Annotated in this window: 22 protein-coding genes; 14 read left to right on the plus strand and 8 right to left on the minus strand. The window is 71.6% G+C overall.

The window, feature by feature from the left end; translation table 11 throughout:
• From ABD329_RS12490 to dusB, 3 genes are all read right to left on the minus strand, one after another.
• The gene (locus ABD329_RS12490; RefSeq protein ID WP_198275087.1) at window positions 1-2,229 is read right to left on the minus strand and encodes a VMAP-C domain-containing protein; all 2,229 of its coding nucleotides are present in this window, start codon (window positions 2,227-2,229) and stop codon (window positions 1-3) included.
• Window positions 2,226-3,473, minus strand: coding sequence for a lipase family protein (locus ABD329_RS12495; protein WP_198275086.1), 1,248 nt, complete (start codon window positions 3,471-3,473; stop codon window positions 2,226-2,228). The genes ABD329_RS12490 and ABD329_RS12495 overlap by 4 nt, the downstream gene beginning before the upstream one ends.
• 90 nt (window positions 3,474-3,563) lie before the next feature.
• Window positions 3,564-4,730: a tRNA dihydrouridine synthase DusB gene (dusB, locus tag ABD329_RS12500; RefSeq protein ID WP_198275085.1), complete on the minus strand. Its 1,167-nt coding sequence runs from the start codon at window positions 4,728-4,730 to the stop codon at window positions 3,564-3,566.
• Window positions 4,731-4,908: 178 nt separating this feature from the next.
• On the opposite strand from dusB, the gene ABD329_RS12505 reads away from it, so the two are divergent.
• Window positions 4,909-6,399: an MFS transporter gene (locus tag ABD329_RS12505; protein ID WP_198275084.1), complete on the plus strand. Its 1,491-nt coding sequence runs from the start codon at window positions 4,909-4,911 to the stop codon at window positions 6,397-6,399.
• A gap of 67 nt (window positions 6,400-6,466) precedes the next feature.
• Here ABD329_RS12505 and ABD329_RS12510 read toward each other — a convergent pair whose 3' ends face one another.
• Window positions 6,467-7,474 carry a helix-turn-helix transcriptional regulator gene (locus ABD329_RS12510; RefSeq protein WP_344316355.1) on the minus strand — a complete coding sequence of 336 codons (1,008 nt, stop codon included), beginning with the start codon at window positions 7,472-7,474 and terminating at the stop codon, window positions 6,467-6,469.
• 101 nt (window positions 7,475-7,575) lie between these two features.
• Between ABD329_RS12510 and ABD329_RS12515 the strand changes: the two genes are divergently transcribed.
• The 3 genes from ABD329_RS12515 (at window position 7,576) to ABD329_RS12525 (ending at window position 10,824) form a co-directional block, all read left to right on the plus strand.
• Window positions 7,576-9,045 carry an MFS transporter gene (locus tag ABD329_RS12515; protein ID WP_198275082.1) on the plus strand — a complete coding sequence of 490 codons (1,470 nt, stop codon included), beginning with the start codon at window positions 7,576-7,578 and terminating at the stop codon, window positions 9,043-9,045.
• A 154-nt stretch (window positions 9,046-9,199) separates the two neighbouring features.
• Window positions 9,200-10,222 carry an aldo/keto reductase gene (locus tag ABD329_RS12520; protein WP_198275081.1) on the plus strand — a complete coding sequence of 341 codons (1,023 nt, stop codon included), beginning with the start codon at window positions 9,200-9,202 and terminating at the stop codon, window positions 10,220-10,222.
• 8 nt (window positions 10,223-10,230) lie between these two features.
• Window positions 10,231-10,824: a TetR/AcrR family transcriptional regulator gene (locus ABD329_RS12525; protein WP_198275080.1), complete on the plus strand. Its 594-nt coding sequence runs from the start codon at window positions 10,231-10,233 to the stop codon at window positions 10,822-10,824.
• Between the two features lie 213 nt (window positions 10,825-11,037).
• Here ABD329_RS12525 and ABD329_RS12530 read toward each other — a convergent pair whose 3' ends face one another.
• Together ABD329_RS12530 and ABD329_RS12535 are read right to left on the minus strand one after the other, a co-directional pair.
• Window positions 11,038-11,682, minus strand: coding sequence for a response regulator transcription factor (locus ABD329_RS12530; RefSeq protein WP_198275079.1), 645 nt, complete (start codon window positions 11,680-11,682; stop codon window positions 11,038-11,040).
• Complete coding sequence (locus ABD329_RS12535; protein WP_198275078.1) at window positions 11,670-12,884, minus strand: sensor histidine kinase; 1,215 nt, start codon at window positions 12,882-12,884, stop codon at window positions 11,670-11,672. The genes ABD329_RS12530 and ABD329_RS12535 overlap by 13 nt, the downstream gene beginning before the upstream one ends.
• A gap of 132 nt (window positions 12,885-13,016) precedes the next feature.
• On the opposite strand from ABD329_RS12535, the gene ABD329_RS12540 reads away from it, so the two are divergent.
• Window positions 13,017-13,565 (plus strand): hypothetical protein, encoded by a 549-nt coding sequence (locus ABD329_RS12540; RefSeq protein ID WP_246618128.1) that lies wholly within the window; start codon window positions 13,017-13,019, stop codon window positions 13,563-13,565.
• Here ABD329_RS12540 and ABD329_RS12545 read toward each other — a convergent pair.
• Complete coding sequence (locus ABD329_RS12545; protein ID WP_230991655.1) at window positions 13,534-13,827, minus strand: hypothetical protein; 294 nt, start codon at window positions 13,825-13,827, stop codon at window positions 13,534-13,536. The two genes, ABD329_RS12540 and ABD329_RS12545, sit on opposite strands and share 32 nt — an antisense overlap.
• 138 nt (window positions 13,828-13,965) lie before the next feature.
• Window positions 13,966-15,348 carry a glycine--tRNA ligase gene (locus ABD329_RS12550; RefSeq protein WP_164429435.1) on the minus strand — a complete coding sequence of 461 codons (1,383 nt, stop codon included), beginning with the start codon at window positions 15,346-15,348 and terminating at the stop codon, window positions 13,966-13,968.
• Between the two features lie 150 nt (window positions 15,349-15,498).
• Between ABD329_RS12550 and ABD329_RS12555 the strand changes: the two genes are divergently transcribed.
• The 9 genes from ABD329_RS12555 to ABD329_RS12595 all read left to right on the plus strand — a co-directional run bounded on the left by ABD329_RS12555 (window position 15,499) and on the right by ABD329_RS12595 (window position 24,226).
• Window positions 15,499-16,476: a metal ABC transporter substrate-binding protein gene (locus ABD329_RS12555; protein ID WP_198275077.1), complete on the plus strand. Its 978-nt coding sequence runs from the start codon at window positions 15,499-15,501 to the stop codon at window positions 16,474-16,476.
• Between the two features lie 11 nt (window positions 16,477-16,487).
• A complete protein-coding gene (locus tag ABD329_RS12560) occupies window positions 16,488-17,375 on the plus strand; it encodes a metal ABC transporter ATP-binding protein (RefSeq protein WP_246618127.1) in 888 nt (295 codons plus the stop codon).
• Between the two features lies 1 nt (window position 17,376).
• Window positions 17,377-18,249, plus strand: coding sequence for a metal ABC transporter permease (locus tag ABD329_RS12565; RefSeq protein WP_198275076.1), 873 nt, complete (start codon window positions 17,377-17,379; stop codon window positions 18,247-18,249).
• A gap of 166 nt (window positions 18,250-18,415) precedes the next feature.
• Window positions 18,416-18,841 (plus strand): Fur family transcriptional regulator, encoded by a 426-nt coding sequence (locus tag ABD329_RS12570; RefSeq protein WP_020871449.1) that lies wholly within the window; start codon window positions 18,416-18,418, stop codon window positions 18,839-18,841.
• Window positions 18,842-19,030: 189 nt separating this feature from the next.
• Window positions 19,031-19,369 (plus strand): hypothetical protein, encoded by a 339-nt coding sequence (locus ABD329_RS12575; RefSeq protein ID WP_198275075.1) that lies wholly within the window; start codon window positions 19,031-19,033, stop codon window positions 19,367-19,369.
• Window positions 19,369-20,811, plus strand: a complete 1,443-nt coding sequence (locus tag ABD329_RS12580) for a hypothetical protein (protein ID WP_198275074.1) — start codon at window positions 19,369-19,371, stop codon at window positions 20,809-20,811. Before ABD329_RS12575 ends, ABD329_RS12580 begins: the two co-directional genes overlap by 1 nt.
• A 21-nt stretch (window positions 20,812-20,832) precedes the next feature.
• Window positions 20,833-21,663, plus strand: a complete 831-nt coding sequence (locus tag ABD329_RS12585; protein ID WP_198275073.1) for a hypothetical protein — start codon at window positions 20,833-20,835, stop codon at window positions 21,661-21,663.
• A 6-nt stretch (window positions 21,664-21,669) separates the two neighbouring features.
• Entirely contained in the window at window positions 21,670-22,788 is a 1,119-nt protein-coding gene (locus ABD329_RS12590; RefSeq protein ID WP_198275072.1) for a glycoside hydrolase family 18 protein, read from the plus strand.
• Window positions 22,789-23,050: 262 nt separating this feature from the next.
• A complete protein-coding gene (locus tag ABD329_RS12595; RefSeq protein WP_198275071.1) occupies window positions 23,051-24,226 on the plus strand; it encodes a Cmx/CmrA family chloramphenicol efflux MFS transporter in 1,176 nt (391 codons plus the stop codon).
• Window positions 24,227-24,229: the final 3 nt, after the last annotated feature.

Here is a 24,229-nt window from a genome sequence, read left to right on the forward strand (position 1 = left end):
TCAGGGTGCGGACAGGTCGAGCCGGTCGGGGAGCGGGCGGTGCGGATCGTCCCACAGAAGGGCCATCTGGCCGCCGTGGTGGCTCTTGTAGGGGTCGCTGTCGGAGCGGAGTTCGCGCAGCCGCTGGGGAAGGGAGCTCAGGGGCCGCTCCGCGCCGAGCAGCTCGCGTATCTCGTCCTCCGCTATGGACGGTTCCGCCTCACCGTGCCAGACGAGGACGGGCACCCCGCCGAACAGACAGGCGTTGAACAGGTCCGCACGGGCCCGCGAGGGGGTGGTCGTCAGCGCGCCCGGGGTGTCCATGGACTGCTGGACGACGCGGTACACCTCGCCGCAGTCCATATGGCCCGGCAGCCAGCGCAGCTCCTGGGTGCCGGCGGTGCCGACCCGGCTCCAGCGGCGCTTCCACAGGTCGTGGCGCTGGGGTTCGCGGAATTCGGTGCAGCGCATGACGACCGGATAGTCCGTGCCCAGATGGCGCTTGACGGGCCGGGCGAACTGCCATTGGTGCACGGCCAGTTCGAGGTCGGTGGCGGAGACGAAGAACTCCAGCAGGGTGTCCGGGGCGTAGGTCTGGGCGGACAGCAGGGCTTCGAGGCCGCCCCGTATCTCGTCCAGGGACGCGGGGGTGTCCACCTTGGCCAGGGCGTGGACGTCCTCGCCGCGCCGCGTCCACACCTCGTACGCCCGCCGCTGGCCGGGTCCGCTGGACGGGTGGAGCCGGATCTGGATGCTCCCCCGGCCACCGCCGGGGGATGCCCCCTGGCCCTGGGCGAGCCCGGCCGCCTTGACGGCCTCCGCGTACTCCATGGCCTCGCCGCGCCGCTCCATCAGCTGGCCCTTCAGCCCCAGCCGTTCGGCGCACCGCAGCGACCAGGTACGCAGATCGGCGGCGACCGGACCGTCGTCGACGGCCGCGAAGCGCTCCACGACCCTGAGCAGTTGGGGAAGCCGGTCCGGTTTGGGCAGCAGCTCCTCCAGCGCGTCGGCGAGCCGGGCCGGATCGTGGAACGCCGGATCGATGAGGCCGAACAGCGCGCGGGCCTCCTCGGCGACGTCGTACCGGCCCCGCCCGTCCAGCCGCCCCAGCAGCGCGACCAGCTCCACGTACTCGGCGCGGGTCAGCCACTTGTTCTGGAGGGCGCGGCATGCGTCACGGATCTCCGGACGGACCGGGGCCCGTGCGCTGAGCTCGGCGAGGAGGGTGACGGTGCCGTGCGGGTTCTCCAGCGCCCAGTCGACCAGCTCCTCGGCCGAGAGGGACCTCGTGCCGGGCGGGGCGGTGGTGAACTGCGCGCACAGCCGGGCGGCGACCCTCGCCGCCGCTCCGGCCGGATCCGCCCCGAGCAGCGCCGCCACCTCCCAGACGAGCGTCTCCCGGAACCGCCGCTTCTTCGGATCGACGGTCGCCGCGGGCGGGCCGAGCCGGACCGTCCGCTCCTGCTGCTCCCAGTTGATGACGTGCATCGTCGGGTGCTGCCGGCTGCTCCCGGTCTCGCGCATCCGCGCGAACTCGTCCTGTACGGCCCTCCCGACCTGGTCCAGGTCCAGCGCCGCTCCGGCGCCGCCCGCCGCTTCGAGCTGCCGCAGCAGGACGGAGGTGAAGCGCCCGGCCCCCTCCTGCTCCATGGCGACGGCCCCGGCCTGGCAGGCGCGCATCCAGAAGACCGGCCGCTCGGATCGGGTCTGGGGGTCCTTGGTGAGCGGCTGCGGGTCGTCGGCCAGTTCGTGGAGGTGGGGCGGAAGGGCCCGTCGGCAGGCGTCGATGACCACGGTGACCCGGTCCACCGCGTCCCAGGGCAGATGCTCGGTGCGCGCCAGGGTGATCAGGCTGTCGGCGTCCAGCCCCTGGAGATCGGTGTCGTGGGTTTCGGGAAACAGCAGGCTCCACCGGCCGTCCCGTGCCTGCACCCCGTGGCCGGCCCAGTAGATCCACAGCCAGTCGGCGTCGATCTCGCGCAGCCCCTCCCGGAAGACCTCGCGTACGTCGGCGCGCTCCGCCGGGCGGTAACCGGGGTGTGCCGCCTCCAGGGCCGCCCTGTTGTGTTCCATGGGCGAGGCCAGTAACTGGATGTTCTCCGGCGGTACGCCCCGCCCGGTCAGCCACGTCCGCATCCCGAGGGCATCGTGCACCGGCCCGTCGAGGTTCATGGCGTCGCTGCCGCGGTACCGCTCGACCGCCACGATCACGGCATGGGTGCGGCGCCAGTCGTGCTCCACCGCTGTCACTTCGGCAGCTCCGGGGCCAGCAGGTCGTACAGCCGCTGGTGGGCGAAGTACGAGGTGTGGGCGCGCGGGAAGGGCTGGCGGGTGTTGACGCGCAGATCGGTGACCCGGTCGGGGAAGACCTTCTCCCCGACGAAGCCGAGCAGATCCTGCTCGTCGTAGACGTTGATCCAGCGGGGGAAGGCGCGCGGCAGCGGTTCCTCGCGGCGCAGTGCGGTGAGCGCGTCCAGCTCGTAGAGGAACGGCGCCTGGGAACCGACTGTCACCAGCAGCTCCACCCCGGCGGGCGGATCGGGTTCGGCCAGCAGATCGACACAGGCGATACCGCCGAGGCTGTGGGCGAGCAGCACCACCGGCCCGTCCCCCGCCTCGACCGCGTCGCGCACCGCCGTACGGATCGCGGCACGCACCCCGGCGCCGCGCACCTGGTAGCGGAGGATGTCGCCACTGGCCGGGACGGCTCCCTCGGTGATGCCGCCACGGAAGGTGTGGGCCAGTGAGGAGAGCGGCGAGAGGTAGGAGTTGAGCGCCCGTACGGCCACGCCCTTGGCGGCGCGGACGGCGAATCCGGCCCGGTCGGTGCCGCCCAGCCGATCGGTGAGCACGCCGACGACGGTGTCCCGGTCGGCGCCGTCCACCGCGAGCGGTTCGCCGTCGCCCCGCGGGCCCTCGGCCCGCTGGACGGCCAGTGCGTACACGGCGCGGGCCGCGATGGGCCCGATGCCGTCGGCGGGCGGAGTGCCGCCGAGGGTGCGGGAGATCTCCTGGGCGACGCGGCCACCGGCCGCACCGAGGTGCGGTGCGAGGTCGGACACCAGCTCGTCCAGGCTTCCCCCGCCGTCGGCCACCCCCTCCAGGTTCAACCCGCGCGCCGTGTCGGCGACGACCTGCCAGGGGTCCTGACGGCCGGGCGCGAAACCGGCCCGCGAGCCGCCGCCGCGCCGCGCCTTCGCCACCTCCGCGAACTCCCGCAGCTCCGCGAGCGGATCCACCTCCAGCAGCGCCCATACGGCCAGCGGATCGTCCTCGTCCAGCGCGCCGTCACCGCCGACGCCGCGGTTCTTGGTGCGCACCGGGAGCGACGCCCCGCCGAGCCCCAGCGAGGCTCCGTGCTCCTCGCCCCAGAAACAGCGGGCGACCCGGACATCGGCTCGCACCCGCCCCAGGCCGCTCACGACCCGCGCGAAGCTCTTCTCGTACGACTTGGCCCGGACCCCCGTGCCGTGGACGAAGACGACGCTTGTCACCGATCCCCCCAGATCGTCCAGATCCCACCGCGACCACGAACCCATCACTTTAACCGGTGATGACCCCGTGTGACCCCCGGACTACCGGGCTCAGCCGCCCGAGGTGTCGAGTTCCGCGTCCGCGCCGACGCCCGCGCGGTCGTACGGGTCGTCCAGCCAGCCGTCGGGCAGCACCACGCGGTTGCGGCCCGAGGTGCGGCCGCGCGGGCCGTCGGCGCCGGGGGGCCACTCCTGGTCCAGGTCCAGCTCGGCCAGCAGGGCGTCCAGCTCGGCGAGGGACGAGGTGATCGCCAGCCGCTTGCGCATCTCCGAGCCCACCGAGAAGCCCTTGGTGTACCAGGCGACATGCTTGCGGAAGTCGATCACGCCGCGCTCCTCGTCCTCCAGCCACTCGGCGAGCAGCTCGGCGTGGCGGCGCATCACGGCCGCGACCTCCTTCAGGGTCGGCCGCGCGGGGCTCACGCCACCGCCCGGTTCGAACGCGGCCACCAGGTCGCCGAAGAGCCAGGGCCGCCCCAGGCAGCCGCGCCCCACGACCACGCCGTCACAGCCCGTCTCGCGCATCATCCGGACCGCGTCGTCGGCGGACCAGATGTCGCCGTTGCCCAGCACCGGGATCTCGGGGACGGCCTCCTTCAGCCGGGCGATCGCCTCCCAGTCGGCGGTGCCGCCGTAGTGCTGGGCCGCGGTGCGGCCGTGCAGGGCGATCGCGGTCACGCCCTCCTCGACGGCGATCCGGCCGGCGTCGAGGAAGGTGATGTGGTCGTCGTCGATGCCCTTGCGCATCTTCATGGTCACCGGCAGCGGGCCCGCGGCGGTCACGGCCTCGCGCAGGATCGAGCGCAGCAGGTGCCGCTTGTACGGGAGCGCCGAGCCGCCGCCCTTACGGGTCACCTTGGGCACCGGGCAGCCGAAGTTGAGGTCGATGTGGTCGGCGAGGTCCTCGTCCACGATCATCTGGACGGCCTTGCCGACGGTCACCGGGTCCACCCCGTACAGCTGGATGGAGCGCGGCTTCTCGGTGCCGTCGAAGTGGATCAGCCGCATCGTCTTGGCGTCCCGCTCCACCAGCGCCCGGGTGGTGATCATCTCACTGACGAACAAGCCCTTGCCACCCGAGAACTCCCTGCACAGGGTGCGGAACGGAGCGTTGGTGATCCCGGCCATCGGTGCCAGGACGACGGGCGGCTGGACCGTATGGGGTCCGATCCGCAGCTGCGTCCGCTCCGTGTGCGGCGTCTGCGGCGATTGCGTCATGGGATCAGCTTCCTCGTGCGTACTACGGTGGGAGGGCGGGGCCGATCTCTTATTGTCCCGCACCCGCGGGAGGGAACGTGTCCCGCACCCGCGAGAGGGAACTTCTCCCGCACCCGCGAGAGGGATCGACAGGGCGGTGATGACCGCCGCACCGACGGTATCGATGTAGCGTTCAACCATGCGTGAGCTCAGCCATCGGCGGCGCATGCTTGTGCTGGCGATCTGCTGCATGAGCCTGCTGCTCGTCAGCCTCGACAACACGGTCCTCAATGTCGCGCTGCCCTCGATACGGAGTGATCTGCACGCCTCCGTCTCGGGGATGCAGTGGACGATCGACGCCTACACCCTGGTCCTCGCCGCCCTGCTGATGCTCTCGGGGTCGACGGCCGACCGGGTGGGGCGCAAGCGCACCTTCCAGACCGGGCTGGTGATCTTCACCCTCGGCTCGGGGCTGTGCAGCCTCGCGCCCAATCTGGAGACGCTGGTCCTCTTCCGGATGGTGCAGGCGATCGGCGGTTCGATGCTCAACCCCGTCGCCATGTCGATCATCACCAACGTCTTCACCGAGCCCAGGGAGCGGGCCCGCGCCATCGGGGCCTGGGGCGGGGTCGTCGGCATCAGCATGGCGGCCGGGCCGATCGTGGGCGGGCTGCTGGTGGAGTCCGTCGGCTGGCGCTCGATCTTCTGGATAAACATTCCGGTCGGGCTCGCGGCGCTGCTCCTCACCGCCCGTTACGTCCCCGAGTCGCGCGCCCCCAGGCCGCGCCGGGCCGATCCCGTCGGCCAGCTGCTGGTCATCGCGGTGCTGGGCACCCTCACGTACGCGATTATCGAGGCGCCGGACCGCGGCTGGGACTCGCCGCTGATCGCGACCTGTGCGGGGATCGCGGCCCTGGGGCTGCTCACGCTGATCCGCTACGAGCGGCGGCGTGATGAACCGCTGATCGATGTGCGGTTCTTCCACAGCGCGCCGTTCAGCGGGGCGACGGTCGTCGCGGTGTGCGCCTTCGCGGCGCTCGGCGGCTACCTCTTCATGAACACGCTCTATCTCCAGGACGTGCGCGGGCTCAACGCGCTGCACGCCGGGCTGTGGATGCTGCCCATGGCGTTCATGTGCTTCGTCTGCGCGCCGCTGTCCGGACGGCTGGTGGGCGCCCGGGGGCCACGGCCGTCGATGCTGGTGGCCGGGGTGGCCATAACGGCCAGCGGGGTCCTGTTCGCGGTCTTCGACGTCCAGGCGAGCGATGCGGGGCTGCTGATCGGCTATGTGCTGTTCGGCCTCGGCTTCGGCATGGTCAACGCGCCCATCACCAATACGGCGGTCTCCGGGATGCCCCGCTCCCAGGCCGGGGTCGCCGCGGCCGTCGCCTCCACCAGCCGCCAGGTGGGCCAGTCGCTCGGTGTCGCGGTCATCGGCGCGGTGCTGGCGGCGGGCGCCGCGTCGGCGGCGGCGGGCGGAATGGGCCACGCCGCCTCGCCCGCGGCCGCCGCGTCCTTCGTGGACGCGGCCCGTCCCGCGTGGTGGATCATCGCCGCGTGCGGTGCCGTGATCCTGCTGCTGGGGCTGCTGACCACGGGCCACTGGGCCGAGAGGACGACCCGGCACGCGGCCGCGCTGTTCGAGGAGGGCAAGCCGACGGGGCAGACGTCGGCGAACGCGAAGGCGTAACGCGCGACGCGTAACGCGCAACGCGTAACGCGCGACGCGCGAGGAGGCGGCCCCGGGGCCCGGCGGATCAGACCGTCGCCGGGGTCGCCTCCTCCGTCGTGGCCTCTTCCGTCGTGGCCTCTTGCGTCGTGGCCTCTTCCGTCGTGGCCTCTTCCGCGAGCGCCAACGCGTGCAGCCGCTCCAGCCGCTCCCGCGTCTCCACGTCCGCCGGGGTGTACGTCAGCAGCTTGGAGCCCTGCTGGGGGCCGGTCCACAGGCTGGTGGAGGCCAGGCGGAGGATGCCCACCCGCGACTGGCGGTAGACCTTGATCTTGTCGCCGGGCCGGATCACCTCATGCCGCGCCCAGATCTCCCGGAACTCCGGCGAGGCCTCCTCCAGCCGCTTCACCATCGCCTTCCAGGCGGGCTCGGCCACATGCTCGGCCATCACGGCGCGGAACTTGGCCGCCATCAGCCGGATCGTCTCGTCCCGGTCCACCAGGCTGGAGCGCCACTCGTCGTTGGTGAAGGCCAGCCACAGGCAGTTGCGGTCCTCCGGCGCCACCTGGTCCAGGTCGCACATCAGCAGCCGGTAGCTGCGGTTGTAGGCGAGCAGGTCGAAGCGGCTGTTCTGGACGCAGGCGGGGAACGGCTCGAGCCGCTCCAGCATGAGCTGGAGCGACTGCGGAATGCCCGTGCACTCGCTCGCAGGGGTCGGATCGATGGCACCGGCGAGCGCGAAGAGATGGGCGCGCTCGCTGCGGTCCAGGAGCAGCGCGCGGGCGATGGCGTCGAGGACCTGCGCCGAGACATGGATGTCGCGGCCCTGCTCCAGCCAGGTGTACCAGGTCACGCCCACGGTCGACAGCTGCGCGACCTCCTCGCGGCGCAGCCCGGGGGTGCGCCGGCGGCGGCCCCGCACCAGCCCCACCTGCTCGGGGGTGATCCGCTCCCGCCGGCTGCGCAGAAACGCGGCCAGCTCGCCCCGCCGTATCTCGGCCCCCGTACTCCTGCTCTCGGCCGCGGCCGCGGCTCCGGCTGCGGCCGCGGCTCCGGCTGCGGCCGCGGTCGTCGTATCCCGCACCATCGTGGTCATGGCTCCAGGGTGCCCGAGGGCTCAGCCGGTTGCCAGGTACTTCTTGTACCAGGATAAAGACACTCTGGTACCAGTCTGAGCGTCGCGAGATCTTCGTAAGCGTGACCGAAACGCAGATATCCACGATACGTACGAGAACCGCCGCCCCGGGTGCGACGAAGACCCCCGGACGGACCCGCACCTCCTCCGGCCCCGCGCTGAGCCCCCTCGGTCTGTTCACCGTGCTGCTGGGCGCGGCGCTGCCGCTGATCGACTTCTTCATCGTCAACGTGGCCCTGCCCACCATGGACCACGACCTCCACGCCGGTCCGGCCGTGCTGGAGCTGGTGGTCGCCGGATACGGCGTGGCGTACGCGGTGCTGCTGGTCCTCGGCGGGCGGCTGGGCGACACCTTCGGGCGGCGCCGGCTCTTCCTCGCCGGGATGGCGGCCTTCGGGCTGACCTCACTGGCCTGCGGGCTCGCACCGGACGCCTGGAGCCTGGTGGGCGCCCGGGTGGCGCAGGGCGCCTCGGCCGCGCTGATGCTTCCGCAGGTGCTGGCCACGATCCACTCCTCGACCAGCGGTTCGCGCCGCGCCCGCGCGCTCAGCATGTACGGCGCGACGGCCGGTCTGTCCATGGTCGCGGGGCAGATCCTGGGCGGTGTGCTGGTGGCCGCGGACATCGCGGGCACCGGGTGGCGCGCGGTCTTCCTGGTCAATGTGCCGGTCGCGCTGATCGGGCTGGTCCTCGCGGTCCGTACGGTCCCCGAGACCCGCTCGGAGCGGCCCGCGCCGGTCGACGTGCCGGGCACCGTACTGCTGGCGCTGTCGCTGATCACCCTGATGGTGCCGCTGACCGAGGGGCGGGCGGCGGGCTGGCCGCTGTGGACCTGGCTGGGGCTGGGCGCGTTCCCGTTCGTGGCCGCCGCGTTCTACGTCGTGGAGCGGCGCGCGGACCGCACCGGGAAGACGCCGCTGCTGCCGCCGAGCCTGTTCGCCCTGCCCGGGCTGCGGCGCGGGCTGGCCATGGTGGTGCCGTTCTCGATCGGCTTCGGCGGCTTCATGTTCGTCATCGCGGTCGCCCTCCAGCAGGGGCTGCGGTACGGGCCGGTGGAGGCCGGGCTGGCGCTGGCGCCGATGGCCACGACGTTCTTCGTGGCCTCGCTGATGGGGCCGCGCCTGGTGGGCCGCTACGGCAGCCGTGTGGTGACGGCCGGTGGGCTGATCCAGGCGGTGGGCATCGCGCTGCTGATGCTGGCCGTATGGCGGGACTGGCCGGATCTGTCGCTGGCCGGACTGCTGCCGGGCGTCGCGCTGGCCGGGTTCGGACAGGGGCTCCAGCTCCCGGTGCTGATCCGGATCGTGCTGGCCGATGTGCCGAGCGAGCGGGCCGGGGTGGGGAGCGGCGTGATGGTCACCACCCAGCAGTCGGCACTGGCGCTGGGCGTGGCGACGCTCGGCACGCTCTTCCTGTCCCTGGGGCCGTCGGCGGGCATGGGTGACGCGCTGGTCATCACGCTCGCGGCCCAGCTGGGGGCGATCGCGCTGACCCTGCTGATGAGCCTGCGGCTGCCGCGCAAGGTGTCGTAGGAGGCCGCGAACACAAGCGGAACAAGAGCAACCGACAGAACAAGCGGAACGACCGAACGGGGTGACTGGTAGGCGATGACAGATATTGAAATCTGTCATCGCACATGCCATTCTCTCCTTGGACACCCCACCCGGAATCCCAAGGAGCACCCCCGTGCAGAACCGCCAGCTGGGCACCACCGGCCCTCATGTCTCCGCGATCGGCCTCGGCTGTATGGGCATGTCCGCCATGTACGGCACCGGCGTCGACCGCGCCGAGTCCATCGCCACCATCCACGCCGCACTCGACGCCGGGGTCACCCTGCTCGACACCGGCGACTTCTACGGCATGGGCCACAACGAACTGCTCATCAACGAGGCCCTGCGCACCGCCCCCGCCGCCCACCGCGAACGCGCCCTGACCAGCGTGAAGTTCGGCGCCCTGCGCGGCCCGGACGGCGCCTGGGTCGGCCACGACGGCCGCCCCGCCGCCATCAAGAACTTCCTCGCCTACTCGCTCCAGCGGCTGGGCACCGACCACATCGACATCTACCGCATCGCCCGCCTCGACCCGGCCGTCCCGATCGAGGAGACGGTCGGGGCCATCGCCGAGGCCGTACAGGCGGGTTACGTACGGCACATCGGCCTCTCGGAGGTGGGCGCCGAGACCATCCGGCGGGCCGCCGCCGTCGCCCCGATCTCGGATCTCCAGATCGAGTACTCGCTGGTCGCGCGCGGTATCGAGGACGAGATCCTGCCCGTCTGCCGTGAGCTGGGCATCGGCCTCACCCCGTACGGGGTGCTCTCGCGCGGGCTGATCAGCGGCCACTGGAACCGGGAGCGCACGACGGACGCCCAGGACTTCCGCAACAGGGCCCCGCGGTTCCAGGGCGAGAACCTCGACCGCAACCTCGAACTCGTGGAGGCGCTCCGCAAGATCGCCGACGCCAGGGGCGTCAGCGTCGCCCAGATCGCCATCGCGTGGGTGCTCGCGCAGGGCGTCCGGCGTTCCACCGCCATCGTCCCGCTCGTCGGTTCCCGCCGCCGCGACCAGTTGGCCGAGGCCCTGGGCGCGCTCGACGTTACGCTCGACGCCGACGACCTGGCCGCCATCGAGGAGGCCGTCCCGGCGGACGCCGCCGCGGGCGCCCGCTACCCGGAGGCCCAGATGGCCGCCCTCGACAGCGAGAAGAAGTAAGGGACCCGATGCCGCCGCCGCCCGAGAGCCCCCTGACGCCCGCCCGCATCCTCGAAGCCACCGAGGACGTACTGCGCCGCTACGGCCCCGCGAAGGCCACGGTGGTGGACGTGGCCCGGGCGCTCGGGGTCAGCCACGGCAGCGTCTACCGCCACTTCCGCTCCAAGACGGCGCTGCGCGAGGCGGTCACCGAGCGGTGGCTGGACCAGGAGCACGACAGCCTCTCCCGGATCGCCCGCGCCAAGGGCCCGGCGGCCGAGCGGCTGGAGGACTGGCTGCTCACCCTGTTCGCCGCCAAGCGCCGTAAGGCGGGCGTCGATCCGGAGCTCTTCGCCACGTACCTGGCGCTGGCCACCGAGAACAGCGAGATCGCCGCGCGCCATGTCGAGACGATGGTCGGCCAGCTCACCACGATCGTCGAAAGCGGCATCGCGAGCGGGGAGTTCACGATGCGGGACGCCCGTGCCACGGGCCGGGCGCTGTGGAACGCGACGGCGCAGTTCCACGACCCCGTCTACGCGCCGCGGTGGTCGGACCCGGACATGGATCCGGCCTTCGCGGCCCTCTGCGAGCTGCTGCTGGACGGTCTCCGGGCCCGTTAGGGATGTCCGGCGGACCGTGACGCCTGCGGCGGGCCACGCGGCGGACACCCCGCAAGCGCTCCGTTGGAAGTGCCCCGACCGTGCCCCGACCTGCCGTCGATCGTCCACGGCGCCGTCGTTGCGCGGCCGCCGCCCACGGCCACGCGGGTCGGCCGGTCGAGCCCACCCGCGGAGCCGCATATCGACACGGCCCCGCGCCCTTCAGGGCGCCCCTCAGCCCACGCCCAGGAAGCGCAGCACGGCCAGCACCCTGCGGTGGTCCGCCTCGGCGACCGGCAGGTCCAGCTTCCCGAAGATGGAGTTGATGTGCTTGGCCACCGCGCTCTCGCTGATCACCAGCGCCCCCGCGATCCCCGCGTTCGACCGCCCACCCGCCATCAGCTCCAGTACGTCCCGCTCACGCGAGGTCAGCCGGTCCAGCGGATCGCTGTGCCGTCGCACCAGCAGCTGGGCCACCACCTGCGGGTCCAGGGCGGTACCGCCGCCCGCCACCCGGCGCAGCGCGTCGATGAACTCCTCCACGTCCGCGACCCGCTGCTTGAGCAGATAGCCGATCCCCTCGGTGTGGGACGTCAGCAGATCCGCCGCGTACCGCTCCTCGACGTACTGCGACAGCAGCAGTACGGCCGTGTCCGGCCACTGCCGCCGGATCAGCAGGGCCGCCCGGACCCCCTCGTCCGTGAAGCCCGGGGGCATCCGGACGTCCACCACCGCGATGTCCGGACGGTGCTCCTCGACCGCCGCCAGCAGGCCCTCGGCGTCGTCCGTCTCCGCCACGACCTCGAAGCCCGCGGTCTGTACGACCTTGACCAGGCCGATCCGCAGCAGAACCGAGTCCTCGGCGATCACAGCACGCACGGCAGCTCCACGGTGATGACGGTCGGGCCCCCGCGGGGGCTGCTGATGTCGAACGTGCCGTCCACCGAGCCCGCCCGCTTGGCGAGCCCGGTGAGCCCGCTGCCCCGGGCGGCGTCGGCCCCGCCCTCCCCGTCGTCGGTGACCACCACCCGCAGCGTGTCCCCGGTCCGGACGACCGTGACATCGGCCCGCTCCGCCCGGGCATGCTTGGCGACGTTGGTGAGGGCCTCGGATACGACGAAGTACGCGACGGCCTCGACGGTCGGGGCGGCTCGCTCCGGCACGTGAACATGCAGCCGAACCGGCAGCGGGGCGCGCGCCGCGAGGCCGGAGAGGGCGGCGTCCAGGCCGAGTTCGTCGAGGACTGCCGGGTGCAGTCCTCGCACCAGGCTGCTCAGCTCCTCGATGGCGCCCTTGGCCTCTCGGTGCGCCTCCTCGATCACCTGCCGGGCCTCGTCCGGCAGATCGGTCAGCGTGGCCTTGGCCAGGCCCAGGTTGACCGCCATGGAGACCAGCCGCTGCTGGGCACCGTCGTGCAGATCGCGTTCGATACGGCGGCGCTCCGCGTCGGCCGCGTCGATCGCCCCCGCACGGCTCTCGGTCAGGTCCTCGACCCGCCGTTCCAGCTTCTTGGCCGGGTCGGGACCCAGCAGCGCGGTGGCGGCGCGCGTGTCGAGCCGTGCGAGGGCGCCGACGAGCGCGTAGGCGAGGGCCAGCAGGATCACGCCGCCGACCGTGACATACGCGGCCTTGGTCGAGTACCCGACATGTTCGACCCGCCAGGACAGCGGGACGCCCCATATCCAGATGTACACAGTGGCGGCCGCGAGACCGACGAGGGCCATCGTGACGGCCAGCACCCCTCCCCAGGCGACCGCCGGTCCGGCCAACAGGTGGTACCACAGCTGCCGCGGGGCCCTCTTGGGCCCGGTGATCTCGATGTCGAGCAACGCCTTGAAGCGCCACCGCTGGACGCGCGTCAGCACGGGCGTGGCCACAGCCGGAACGAGAAGGGGGAGGGTGAGGGCGAGCATGACCTCGCCCAGGGCCGAGGTGTCCTCGTAGATCAGCCACGGAACGCTCATGGGTATCGCCCAGGCCACGAACTGCACCGCCGCGCCCGCGACACCGAAACCGAGGTCGCGCCGCAGCCGGTGCGCCGAACGCCCGAAGGCAGGGCGTATCGCGGTGAGGAGGCTCATGCGACGACCTTAGAGCGGCCCGGGGCGGCCGCGCGCTGGACCACATGCCCGGATCGGGGGTGCATCTGGTGCCACCCCGAGTCGGCAACTGGTGTGACCGACACCGGCGGCGGTGCCGACCAGGCTGAAGGCATGCCCGACAACGAGCGGGCCCGGAAGGAGATCCGCCCCATGACCGCCCTGTACGCCCCCACGCCCACCGCCGCTCCGGCCACCGGCCCGGCGGGCTCGACGACCGCACGGAGGGCGCGGTGCGCGCCGCTGCGGCGCATACGCCCCGAGCCGGTGCTGCTGGTCTCCGGGGCGGCGCTGGTGCCCTGGCTGTACGTACTGGCCCGCACGCTGCCGTCCACGGCGCGGGTCGGCCACTGGAACGTCGCATGGGTGGGCCTGGACGCCCTCGAAGCGCTCGGGCTGCTCTCCACCGCCGCGCTGCGGCGGCGCGGCGACGATCGCCACCGGCTGACCGCGGCGGCGACGGGGGCGCTGCTGGTGGTGGACGCGTGGTTCGACACGGTGACGGCCGCGTCGGGCGGGGAGCTGGCGGCGGCGGTCGCGATGGCCCTCTGCGCGGAGTTGCCGCTGGCGGCGGTGTGCACGGCGCTGGCCCTCGGCCGGGAGCGGCGGACCGTAGGCGCCGACCGTCGGCTCACCCCTGGGAGGCGGCCCACCAGACGATGACCGCGGCCACCGCGAAACAGGCCAGCATGATCAGGACGACCTGCCGCCGCGCCGCCGCGTCGGCGGTCATCCGCGGCGAGCCGAGGGCCCCGTGCGCCTGGGCGAGGTGATCGAGCCCCTTGTGCCGGGCGCCGCCGTAGGTGATCCGCTCCTGCCAGTCGCAGTGCCGACAGCCGAGCAGCCGCCGCTGCCCCGGGCCGTAGCCGTAGCTCACCTCGAAGACCGTGCCGTCCTCGTGGATGGCGGTGATGTGATGCGTCACGCCTCGCACGACTGGTGAACCCCCCGTTCTGCCGAGCCGACGGGCCCCGGTGCCGCGGATCTCGTGTCCGCGGCGCCGGAGCCCGTCGTCGGGTATGTGTCCGGTGCCCGTGGTCCGGGCGCGCCGGCCCGGACCGGGTCAGCAGCCGATCAGACGGCCGCCGAGGTAGGACTGGATCTGGTCCAGGGAGACCCGCTCCTGCTTCATCGTGTCGCGCTCGCGCACGGTGACGGCGTTGTCGTCGAGGGTGTCGAAGTCCACGGTGACGCAGAAGGGCGTGCCGATCTCGTCCTGGCGGCGGTAGCGGCGGCCGATCGCGCCCGCGTCGTCGAACTCGATGTTCCAGTGCTTGCGCAGGTCCGCGGCGAGCCCCTTGGCCTTCGGCGAGAGCTGCGGGTTGCGGGACAGCGGCAGCACCGCGACCTTGACCGGCGCCAGCCGCGGGTCGAGCCGCATCACGGTGCGCTTCTCCATCTTGCCCTTGGCGTTGGGCGCCTCGTCCTCGACGTACGCGTCGAGCATGAAGGCCAGCATCGCGCGGCCCACGCCCGCCGCCGGCTCGATGACGTAGGGGGTCCAGCGCTCGCCGGCCTCCTGGTCGAAGTACGACAGGTCCTGGCCGGACGCCGCGGAGTGCGCCTTGAGGTCGTAGTCCGTGCGGTTGGCCACGCCCTCCAGCTCACCCCACTCGGAGCCACCGAAGCTGAAGCGGTACTCGATGTCGGCGGTGCGCTTGGAGTAGTGGGAGAGCTTCTCCTTCGGGTGCTCGTACCACCGGATGTTCGCCTCCTGGATACCGAGGTCCCGGTACCAGTTCCAGCGCTGCTCCATCCAGTACTCGTGCCACTTCTCGTCCTCGCCCGGCTTGACGAAGAACTCCATCTCCATCTGCTCGAATTCACGCGTACGGAAGATGAAGTTGCCCGGCGTGATCTCGTTGCGGAACGACTTGCCGAGCTGCGCGATACCGAACGGCGGCTTCTTGCGCGAGGTCTGCTGGACCGCGAGGAAGTTGGTGAAGATGCCCTGGGCGGTCTCGGGGCGCAGATACGCGACCGAGCCGGAGTCCTGGGTCGGGCCGAGGTGGGTGGCGAGCAGGCCGGAGAACTGCTTGGGCTCGGTGAAGCTGCCCTTGTTGCCGCAGTGCGGACAGTTGACGTCGGCCAGGCCGTTCTCGGGGAGCCGGCCGTGCTTGGCCTCGTACGCCTCCTCCAGGTGGTCCGCGCGGAACCGCTTGTGACAGGAGGTGCACTCGGTCAGCGGGTCCGTGAAGGTGGCGACGTGGCCGGACGCCTCCCACACCTCACGGGCCAGGATCACGGACGAGTCGAGTCCGACGACGTCGTCACGCGAGGTGACCGTGGAACGCCACCACTGCCGCTTGATGTTCTCCTTCAGCTCCACACCGAGCGGTCCGTAGTCCCAGGCGGCGCGCTGGCCGCCGTAGATCTCGCTGCACGGGTAGACGAAGCCACGGCGCTTGCTGAGGCTGACGATGGTGTCGATCTTGTCGGCGGCCACGGTGCTCTCTTCATTGATGACGACATTGACGACGAAGCGAATGCTTCAGGTTACCGGCGGCGGCACCCCCCGGATCAAATCGATAGTCGAAGCGATCAACAAGAGGTCAGTTGTTGACAATCGTTTCCATCTTTGTTGAAAATGAGAGTCATGAACATACGCCGCCTCAGGCCCACGACCGCCCTCGTAGGAGCCGCCGCACTGGGTCTGACCACCCTCACAGCCTGCTCCACCAACGCCGGGGACGGAAGGACGGACGGCAAGCTGGATGTGGTGGCGTCGTTCTATCCCATGCAATTCCTCGCCCAGCGGATCGGCGGGCCCGCCGTCCATGTCTCCTCCCTGACCAAGCCGGGCGTCGAACCGCACGATCTGGAGATCAGCCCCCGGCAGACCGCCGATCTCAGCAAGGCCGGTCTGGTGGTCTACCTCAAGGGGCTCCAGCCCTCCGTCGACCGGGCCATCGCCCAGGCCGAGCCGAGGCAGGTGGCGGACGCGGCCTCGTACACCTCGCTGGAGGACCACGGCACGGAGGTCGAGGGCGAGCACGGGCACGGCGAGGAGGGCGAGGCGGGGCACGAGGGGCACGACCACTCCGGCGACGCGGCCGCCGACCCCCACATCTGGCTGGATCCGGTGCGTTACGCCCAGGTGGCCAAGGGTGTCGGCAAGGCGCTGGAGAAGGCCGACCCCGATCACGCCGCGACATACAAGAAGAACACCACCGCCCTGGTCAAGGAGCTGAACACGCTCGATCAGGACTTCCGGAGCGGTTTGAAGGGCCGTTCTTCGGACACCTTCATCACGACCCATGCCGCCTTCGGCTATCTCGCCGAGCGCTACGGGCTGCGGCAGGAGGCGATCTCCGGGCTCGACCCCGAGTCCGAGCCCAGCCCGGCCCGGATCAGGGGACTGCACACCATCGCCAAGAAGGACAAGGTCAACACCGTCTTCTTCGAAACCCTGGTGAGCGATCGCACGGCCAGGACGCTGGCGGGCGATCTCCATATGCGGACCGATGTACTGGACCCGATCGAGGGCATCGGCTCCACATCCAAGGGCGATGACTACATCCAGGTCATGCGAGCCAATCTGAACGCGCTGCGGAAGGCGCTGGGCGCCAAGTGACGGAGGAAGCCATGGAAGCCGAGGAGACCCGGGGATCCGGGGTGACCGGGGAATCGCGGGTGGCCCGGGAGGAATCCGGCCGGGTGACCGAGGGCCCGGCCGCGACCCCGGCCGCGGACCCGGCGACGGACCCGGCCGCGGATCCCATATCCCTGCGCGGCGCGACGGCCACCCTCGGTGGCCGCCCCGTGCTGCGCGGTATCGACCTGACCGTCCGCCGCGGTGAGGTCGTGGCGCTGCTCGGCGCCAACGGCTCGGGCAAGTCCACCGCCGTACGGTCCATCGTCGGCCAGGTGCCGCTCAGCGGCGGTGAGCTGACCCTCTTCGGCACCCCCCGCCGCCGCTTCCGCGACTGGGCCCGGATCGGTTACGTACCGCAGCGCACCACCGCCGCCGGCGGCGTCCCCGCGACCGTGCGCGAGGTCGTCTCCGCGGGGCGGCTGGCCCGCCGTCGGTTCGGGCCGCCACGCAGGGCCGACCGGGCGGCCGTCCAGCGGGCCCTGGAGCTCGTCGGCATGGCCGACCGCGCCCGGGACCCGGTGAGCGCCCTGTCCGGCGGTCAGCACCAGCGCGTACTGATCGCCCGCGCCCTCGCGGGCGAACCGGAGCTGCTGATCATGGACGAGCCGATGGCCGGGGTCGACCTCGCCAACCAGGAGATCCTCGCGGGCACCCTCCGCGAGCAGGTCGCCGGCGGCGCCACGGTCCTGCTCGTCCTGCATGAGCTCGGCCCGCTGGAGCCGCTGATCGACCGCGCGGTGGTGCTCCGCGACGGCTGCGTCGTCCACGACGGACCGCCGCCCAAGGCCGTGGGCCAGCACGCGCTGCCCGGCCACGATCACGTCCATCCCCATGCGGCGCCCGACGCCGAACCGATCCGGACAGGGTTGCTGACCTGAGATGCTCGAGATCCTCGACTACGCCTTCATGCAGCGGGCCCTGCTCGCCGCGGTCCTGGTGGGCATCACCGCGCCCGCCGTCGGCATCTACCTCGTCCAGCGCCGCCAGGCGATCATGGGCGACGGTATCGGCCATGTCGCCCTCACCGGCGTCGCCCTCGGCTTCCTGACCGGCACCAACCCGGTGTGGACCGCCGTCGCCGTCTCCGCCCTCGGCGCGATCCTCATGGAGCTGATCCGCTGGTACGGCAAGACCCGCGGCGATCTCGCGCTCGCGATGCTCTTCTACGGCGGGATGGCGGGCGGTGTGCTGCTGATCAACCTCTCGCCGACCGGCTCCAACGCCAACCTCACCACCTATCTCTTCGGCTCGATCACCACGGTCTCCCCCGAGGACGTCGTCGCGATCTCCCTGCTCGCCGCCTTCGTCGTACTGATCACCCTGGGGCTGCGCCGCCAGCTGTTCGCGGTCTGCCAGGACGAGGAGTTCGCCCGGGTGACCGGCCTCCCGGTGCGCACGCTCAACCTGCTGCTGGCCGTCACCGCGGCCGTCACGGTCACCGTCGCCATGCGCGTCGTCGGCCTGCTCCTGGTCAGCGCCCTGATGGTGGTCCCGGTCGCCGCCGCTCAGCAGGCCACCCGGGGCTTCGCGATGACGCTGGCGCTGGCGATCACCATCGGCGTCGTGGTGACCCTGTCCGGCACGGTCTTCTCCTTCTACAAGAACGTCCCGCCGGGAGCCAGCATCGTCGTCCTCGCCATCGGCGTCTTCGCCGTGATCACGGCCCTGGCCGCGCCCCTGGCGAAAAGACGCGCGGGGCGGGTGGCCGAGGCCGAGGAACGATGCACTCTGAGGGACGATGTACTCGTATAGTCCACCGCTCACCGTCGACTGCCCGGCCACCGCCCGACTCCGTCGCCCATCCCATCACTCTCGTCCGTTCCCCGAGCGATAACTGGCACAATGGCCGGGCAGAAAGCGCAGCGGGCGCGGAGAGAGCCCCGAGGGCGACGGAGCATGCGAGGTTGAGGAGGCAGCTGTGGCGACCGCCGGTCCCCCAGTACGCGGCCGGTCCACCAGGCAGCGCGCCGCGGTGGCGGCGGCACTGGACGAGGTGGACGAGTTCCGCAGTGCGCAGGAGCTCCACGACATGCTCAAGCACCGGGGCGACTCGGTCGGCCTGACCACCGTCTACCGCACCCTCCAGTCCCTCGCCGACGCCGGCGAGGTCGACGTCCTCCGCACCACGGAGGGCGAGGCGGTCTACCGCCGGTGCAACAGCGAGGAGCACCACCACCACCTGGTCTGCCGCGCCTGCGGCAAGGCGGTCGAGGTGGAGGGCCCCGCCGTCGAGAAGTGGGCCGACGCGATCGCCGCCGAACACGGCTTCGTGGACGTGGCCCATACGATCGAGATCTTCGGCACCTGCGGCGACTGCGCCGCGGCTAAGGCATCCCAGGGCTGACCCCACGCCGGTGGGTCAGCCCCCACTCCACAGGGTCACCCCGCGGTGCGGTCCGCTTCCCCCGTTCCCCCGGGCCCGTCACAGCCTTGTACTGAAACCACACGCGTACGCGCGGCACCCTGCCCTTCGGCGGGGCGCCGAGTACGGTGCTAAGTACATGAACATTACGGCTACTTGGGGGAAAGCCTGATGTCCTTGTTTGGTGATCTGCCGGGACTGCCGGACCTCTTCATCGATCCGCCGTCCCCGAAGAAGACCGCGGGCGCCTTCCACACCGCCAGCGCGACGGGTGAGAACAAGATCAAGCTGGACGACCCCGAGGCCGCCGGGAAGGCCCATTCGGGCTGGGCGGTCGCGAAGCCCAACCAGGAGTGCGTCACGGCATGGCGCAACCGCCTGCACGAGCTCGGCAAGTCGGCGCGGGAAGCGGCCGCCGCCATCACGGATGCCATGGACGACTACATGGACACCGATCTCTCCATCGAGGCGGAGCTCCGCAAGGACGCCCGCTGGCTGGAGGGCGCCTGATGGTCTCCGTACCCGACCTCCGCTCCGCGAGCCCGCAAGCCTGGCGCGACGCCGCCACCGATGCCCTCAGCGCCGCCAAGCACTGCGAGGAGATCGGCACCTTCGCCCGGGATGACGTGGCTCGCACGATCGAGAAGCAGTGGGTGTCCGACGCGGGGCTCGCCGCCCGCCGCACCTTCGTCAAGCACGCCGAGGACTACGAGGCGGCGCATCTGGCGCTGCGCGAGCTGTGCCGCGTCTACGACGACCTGGCCGACGAGATCGAGGCCGCCCAGCGCGACCTGAACAGCGCGCTCGGCTACGCCACGGACCATGAGCTGACCGTCGACGACAGCGGTCGCGTCTCCCACTCCAAGCCGGTGGCCTCCGGGGAAGGTGACGACAGCCAGTCCGAGCCGGTCCGGCACGCCCAGGGCATCATCGAGGGCGCCCTGTCCCGCGCGACCAAGGCCGACACCACGGCGTCGGCCGCGCTGCGGACCATCAGGGGCCTCACGGAGATCTCCGACCCGAAGCTGGTCAAGGAGGCGCTGAAGAAGAACAGCCCGCTGGCCATCGCACTGCGCCTGACGGGAGCGCCCGACGGCCCCCATCCGATCAACGTCTCCCCCGCGCAGCTCGCCGCCGTGGAACGGGCCGCGAAGGAGACCGGCATGAGCAAGACGCTGCTGCTGTCGATCCTCTGGCAGGAGCAGCAGTGGTACCAGAACTACGACAAGGACGGCCGCGGTCTCCTGCCGAGCATCGGCAGGATGTTCAACTGGACGCTCCAGCAGACGATCAAGCCGGACAAGTCGCTCGGCATCACGCATATGAAGCTGGGGACGGCCCGTAATGTGATTGGACAACACCGACAGGCGTTCACCACGCCGGACGGCACCTATCTGGGAGACCTCAGCGATGCCCAACTCACCAAGTACATCGAGGAGAACCCCAACGAGGACATCCGCCTGAGCGCGTACTACCTCCAGGAGTTGCGGAAGAATCCGTACGGCTCGGACACGGACAAGCAGTTGTTCGTGCTCTACGCCGCCGACACGCCCGACGTCCGCGAGAAGAACGAGCAGTACGGAGACGACTCGGACCACCGAGGGGGCGACATCAAGACCCGGGGCGAGAACTGGGACAAGCTCCAGCCGCGCCTCGAGGACGCCAAGGCGTGGGAGGCCCTGAGCGACGAGGAGCGCCAGAAGGCCCTGGAGCAATTGGAGGGCGCCACCCCCAAGGGGCACTCGTTCACCATCGACCCGGTCTACGGCGGCGAGACGCCCGGCACGGGGACCGGCGAGCCGGAGCCCGGTACTCCGTCGCCGGAGCCTGGGCCGTCCCCCACCCCGCCGTCCTCGGGTGGCAAGAACGACGATGGGGACGGCGGGGACGGTGGCAAGAAGCCGACCGAGCCGAGCCCCGGTCTCACACCGCGTCCCTCGGCGACGGGCTAGGACCCCTGAAGAAGTGAGTTCATGAAGCGAGTGATCAGCGTGTTCGCGGCGGGGGTGGCCATGGCCGTCCTCGCCGCGTGCGGCAACACCACGCGGGACGGCGCCGACTCGTCGCCCAGCCCGAGCGCCACGATGCCGGGCAATGTGCCCACGAAGCCCGAGTACCCGGACGCCGACGCGGTCGTGCAAGCCCTCGAGGCAGGGGGCGTCCCATGCGAGATCACCCGCCGTTCGCAGGGCGGCAGTGCCGGAGGAAGCGGCCTCGGATGCGCCTCCGTCATCGACGGCATCAAGTTCGAGAACGACATCCAGGTACTGAATCCGGAGAAGTTCAGCCGCGACGAGATCGGCGAGTCCATCGCCTCCCACAGAGAGCCGCCGACCAGCCACACCCTGGTCGCCGCGGGTCACTGGTTCGTATGGGTCACCGAGCCCCGCTTCGCGAACCGCGTCGCGGCCGCTCTCGGCGGCGTCGTACTGCCGCCCAAGAAGGCCAAGATCCCCGACTATCCGCTCCCCCACATCCCGCGCACCCCCCGCTACCGGACCGTCGGCGCCCTCGCCGACGACCTCGCCGCGGCGGTGGGCTGCGACGACCGGAAGCAGCGCTCGGACACCGTCCTGACCTGCACCACCGGCAAGGACACCGGCTCACCCAACTGCGCCACCCTCGCCCTGCACGCCTCGGACGCCGACCGTAACGCGGTGCTGCGCGAGGCCATCGCCTACAAGGGCGTGCCCGCGACCCTGGTCACGGCCGGCAACTGGACCGTCAACCTCTGCGACTACGACCTCGGGTCACGTGTCGCCGACGCCCTGCACGGCACGGTCGTGTCCTACGACGGAGGCTGACCGCCGATGCCCTCGGAAAACCCCGACCGCACCTCTGTCCGCGTGCTGCGCCGAGCGGGCTCCGTGCTCGGGCGGGGGCGGTCGGCGTTTGTGCGGGGCTGGTCCCAACCGCGTCTGAGGTGGCCCAAACGCATCGCGGCGGGCACCGTCGTACTGCTGGTGGTGCCCGTGCTGACCGCCGGGGTGTCGCTGCGGCTGCAATACGCGGGGGATCCCGCGCCCGGGACGCGGACCCGTGAGCGGGACGCGGTGTGGCTGGGGCATGCCTGGGTGGACGGGCGCAAGGGGGAGGCTCAGCTGGCCGAGCTGGTCCAGCGGGTGCGCGGCACCGGCGTCCGGGATCTGTATGTGCACGCGGGCCCGCTGGAGCATGACGGCGGCCTGTCCGCGGCGCGCTATCCGAAGGCCCGGTGGCTGGTGGACGCGGTGCGGCGGGAGCTGCCCGGGGTGCGTGTTCAGGCGTGGCTCGGCGATGTGCTGTCGACCGAGGGCGAGACGGGGTTGGACCTCGGCGAACCGGCGACGCGCGAACGCGTCGTACGCTCGGCGCGCCAGGTGCTGGACGCGGGGTTCGCGGGCGTCCACTTCGATCTGGAGCCCCTGCACTCCGGCGACCGGGACTACCTGTCGCTGCTGGACGCGGTGCACGCGGTCACCCGCGCCCACCGCGCCCCGCTGTCGGTGGCCGCCCACCAGATCGACCCGCTCCCCTCCCTCCACTCCGTCGCGGGCTTCGTCGCCGGTCACCCCAAGTGGTGGTCGCAGTCGTACTTCGGCGCGGTCGCCCGCCGGGTCGACCAGATCGCGGTGATGTCCTACGACACGGCGATGCCCATGGAGAGCCTGTACGGAGGCTATGTGGCGCAGCAGACGCGACTGGCCCTGGAGGCGACCCCGCGCGGCACCGACCTGCTGATGGGCCTCCCGGCCTTCCACACCGACGACATGGGCCACCACGAGTCGGCCGAGACGGTGGCGGCGGCCGTCCGGGGCGCCCGCCTCGGGCTGAGCCGCGAGGACGCGCGCCGCGAGCGGTTCGGCGTCGCGCTGTACGTGGACTTCGCGGCGACGCCGGGCGACTGGGCCGCGTACCGGAGGGGCTGGGGCGCGCCGAAATCGGATTGATCTCGGTGGGGGTTCTGGGTACGGTACCCGACGTGATGAGCCCTGAATCAGACAGAACGGAGCCGCCGGTCGCTCGGCGGCGAGTCGTTCTCTGACCACTGACCTGACTCCTGGGTCGATCTCGCTTCCACTCGCTTCCAGCGACCGGACACGACTCCGTGTGTCTGGTTCCGCTTCGGGCTCGTGACGTAGTCCGACGTCCAGCGTCCAGCACGCGGCCGCTCTTGTCCGCATTCGCTCATTCATCGCTGGAGTCGACCTCTTGCCTGTCTTCCTTTATGTCCTGGCGCTTGCCGTGTTCGCGCAGGGGACGTCCGAGTTCATGCTGTCCGGTCTCGTACCGGGAATCGCCCGCGACCTCTCCGTATCGGTGGGGGCGGCGGCGAGTCTGACGTCCGCGTATGCGATCGGGATGATCGTCGGCGCCCCGGTGATGGCCGCGTTGAGCGCGCGCTGGCCACGGCGGCGCGCGCTGGCGGGCTTTCTGGCGGCGTTCGTCGTCGTGCATGTGATCGGGGCGGTCACGACGGACTTCGCGGTGCTCTTCGGGACGCGTGTCGTCGCCGCGATCGTCAACGCCGGTTTCCTTGCGGTCGCGATGTCCGTGGCGACGGCCCTCGTCCCCGGGGAGCGGCGCGGCAGGGCCACCGCGGTCCTGCTGTCCGGGGTCACGCTGTCGTGCGTCGCGGGCGTCCCGGCGGGGGCGCTGCTCGGGGACTGGTCCGGGTGGCGTTCCGCGTTCTGGGCCGTGGCCGCCCTGTGTCTGCCCGCGCTGGCGCTGGTCTTCCGTCAGGCGCCCGCCGACGCGGCGGGCCGGGCGGAGGTCTCGGTCAGGCGGGAGGCGGGTGCGTTGCGGTCGCGTCGGGTGCGGTGGGCGATGGTCCTCGCGGCTGTGGTGAACGGGGCGACCTTCGCGACCTTCGCCTATCTGGCCGTCATCGCCACGGACATCGCCCACCTCCCGGCCGCCGCGGTCCCGGCCCTCCTCGCCGCGTTCGGGGTCGGCGCCTTCGTGGGGGTGACCACGGCCGGGCGCACGGCCGACGGCGAGTTGGGGAGGGGCCTGCTCCTGGCGCTGTGCGTCCTGCCCGTGGGCTGGGCGGTGCTGGCCGCGACCAGTGCGCATACGGCCCCGCTCTTCGCCGTGACGATCGTCCAGGGCGCCCTGTCGTTCGGCATCGGCTCAACGCTCGTCGCCCGCGTCATGCATGTCGCACCCCAGGCCCCTTCGCTGGGCGGCTCGTTCGCCACGGTCGCGCTGAACGCGGGTGCCTTCCTGGGCCCGTTGGTCGCGGGCGTCGCGACCGGGGCGACGGGCGACTACCGGGACGCGGCCTGGGTCAGCACCGCCCTGGCCGCGACGGCGGTCGCCGCTGTCGCGGTCTCCAGAGCAGGGGTTGCCCGTGGCGAGGTCGAGGTCGAGGAAGCCGGGTACTAGGCG

The sequence above is a fragment of the Streptomyces javensis genome, from assembly GCF_039525925.1.
GTDB classification, from domain to species: Bacteria; Actinomycetota; Actinomycetes; order Streptomycetales; family Streptomycetaceae; genus Streptomyces; species Streptomyces asiaticus.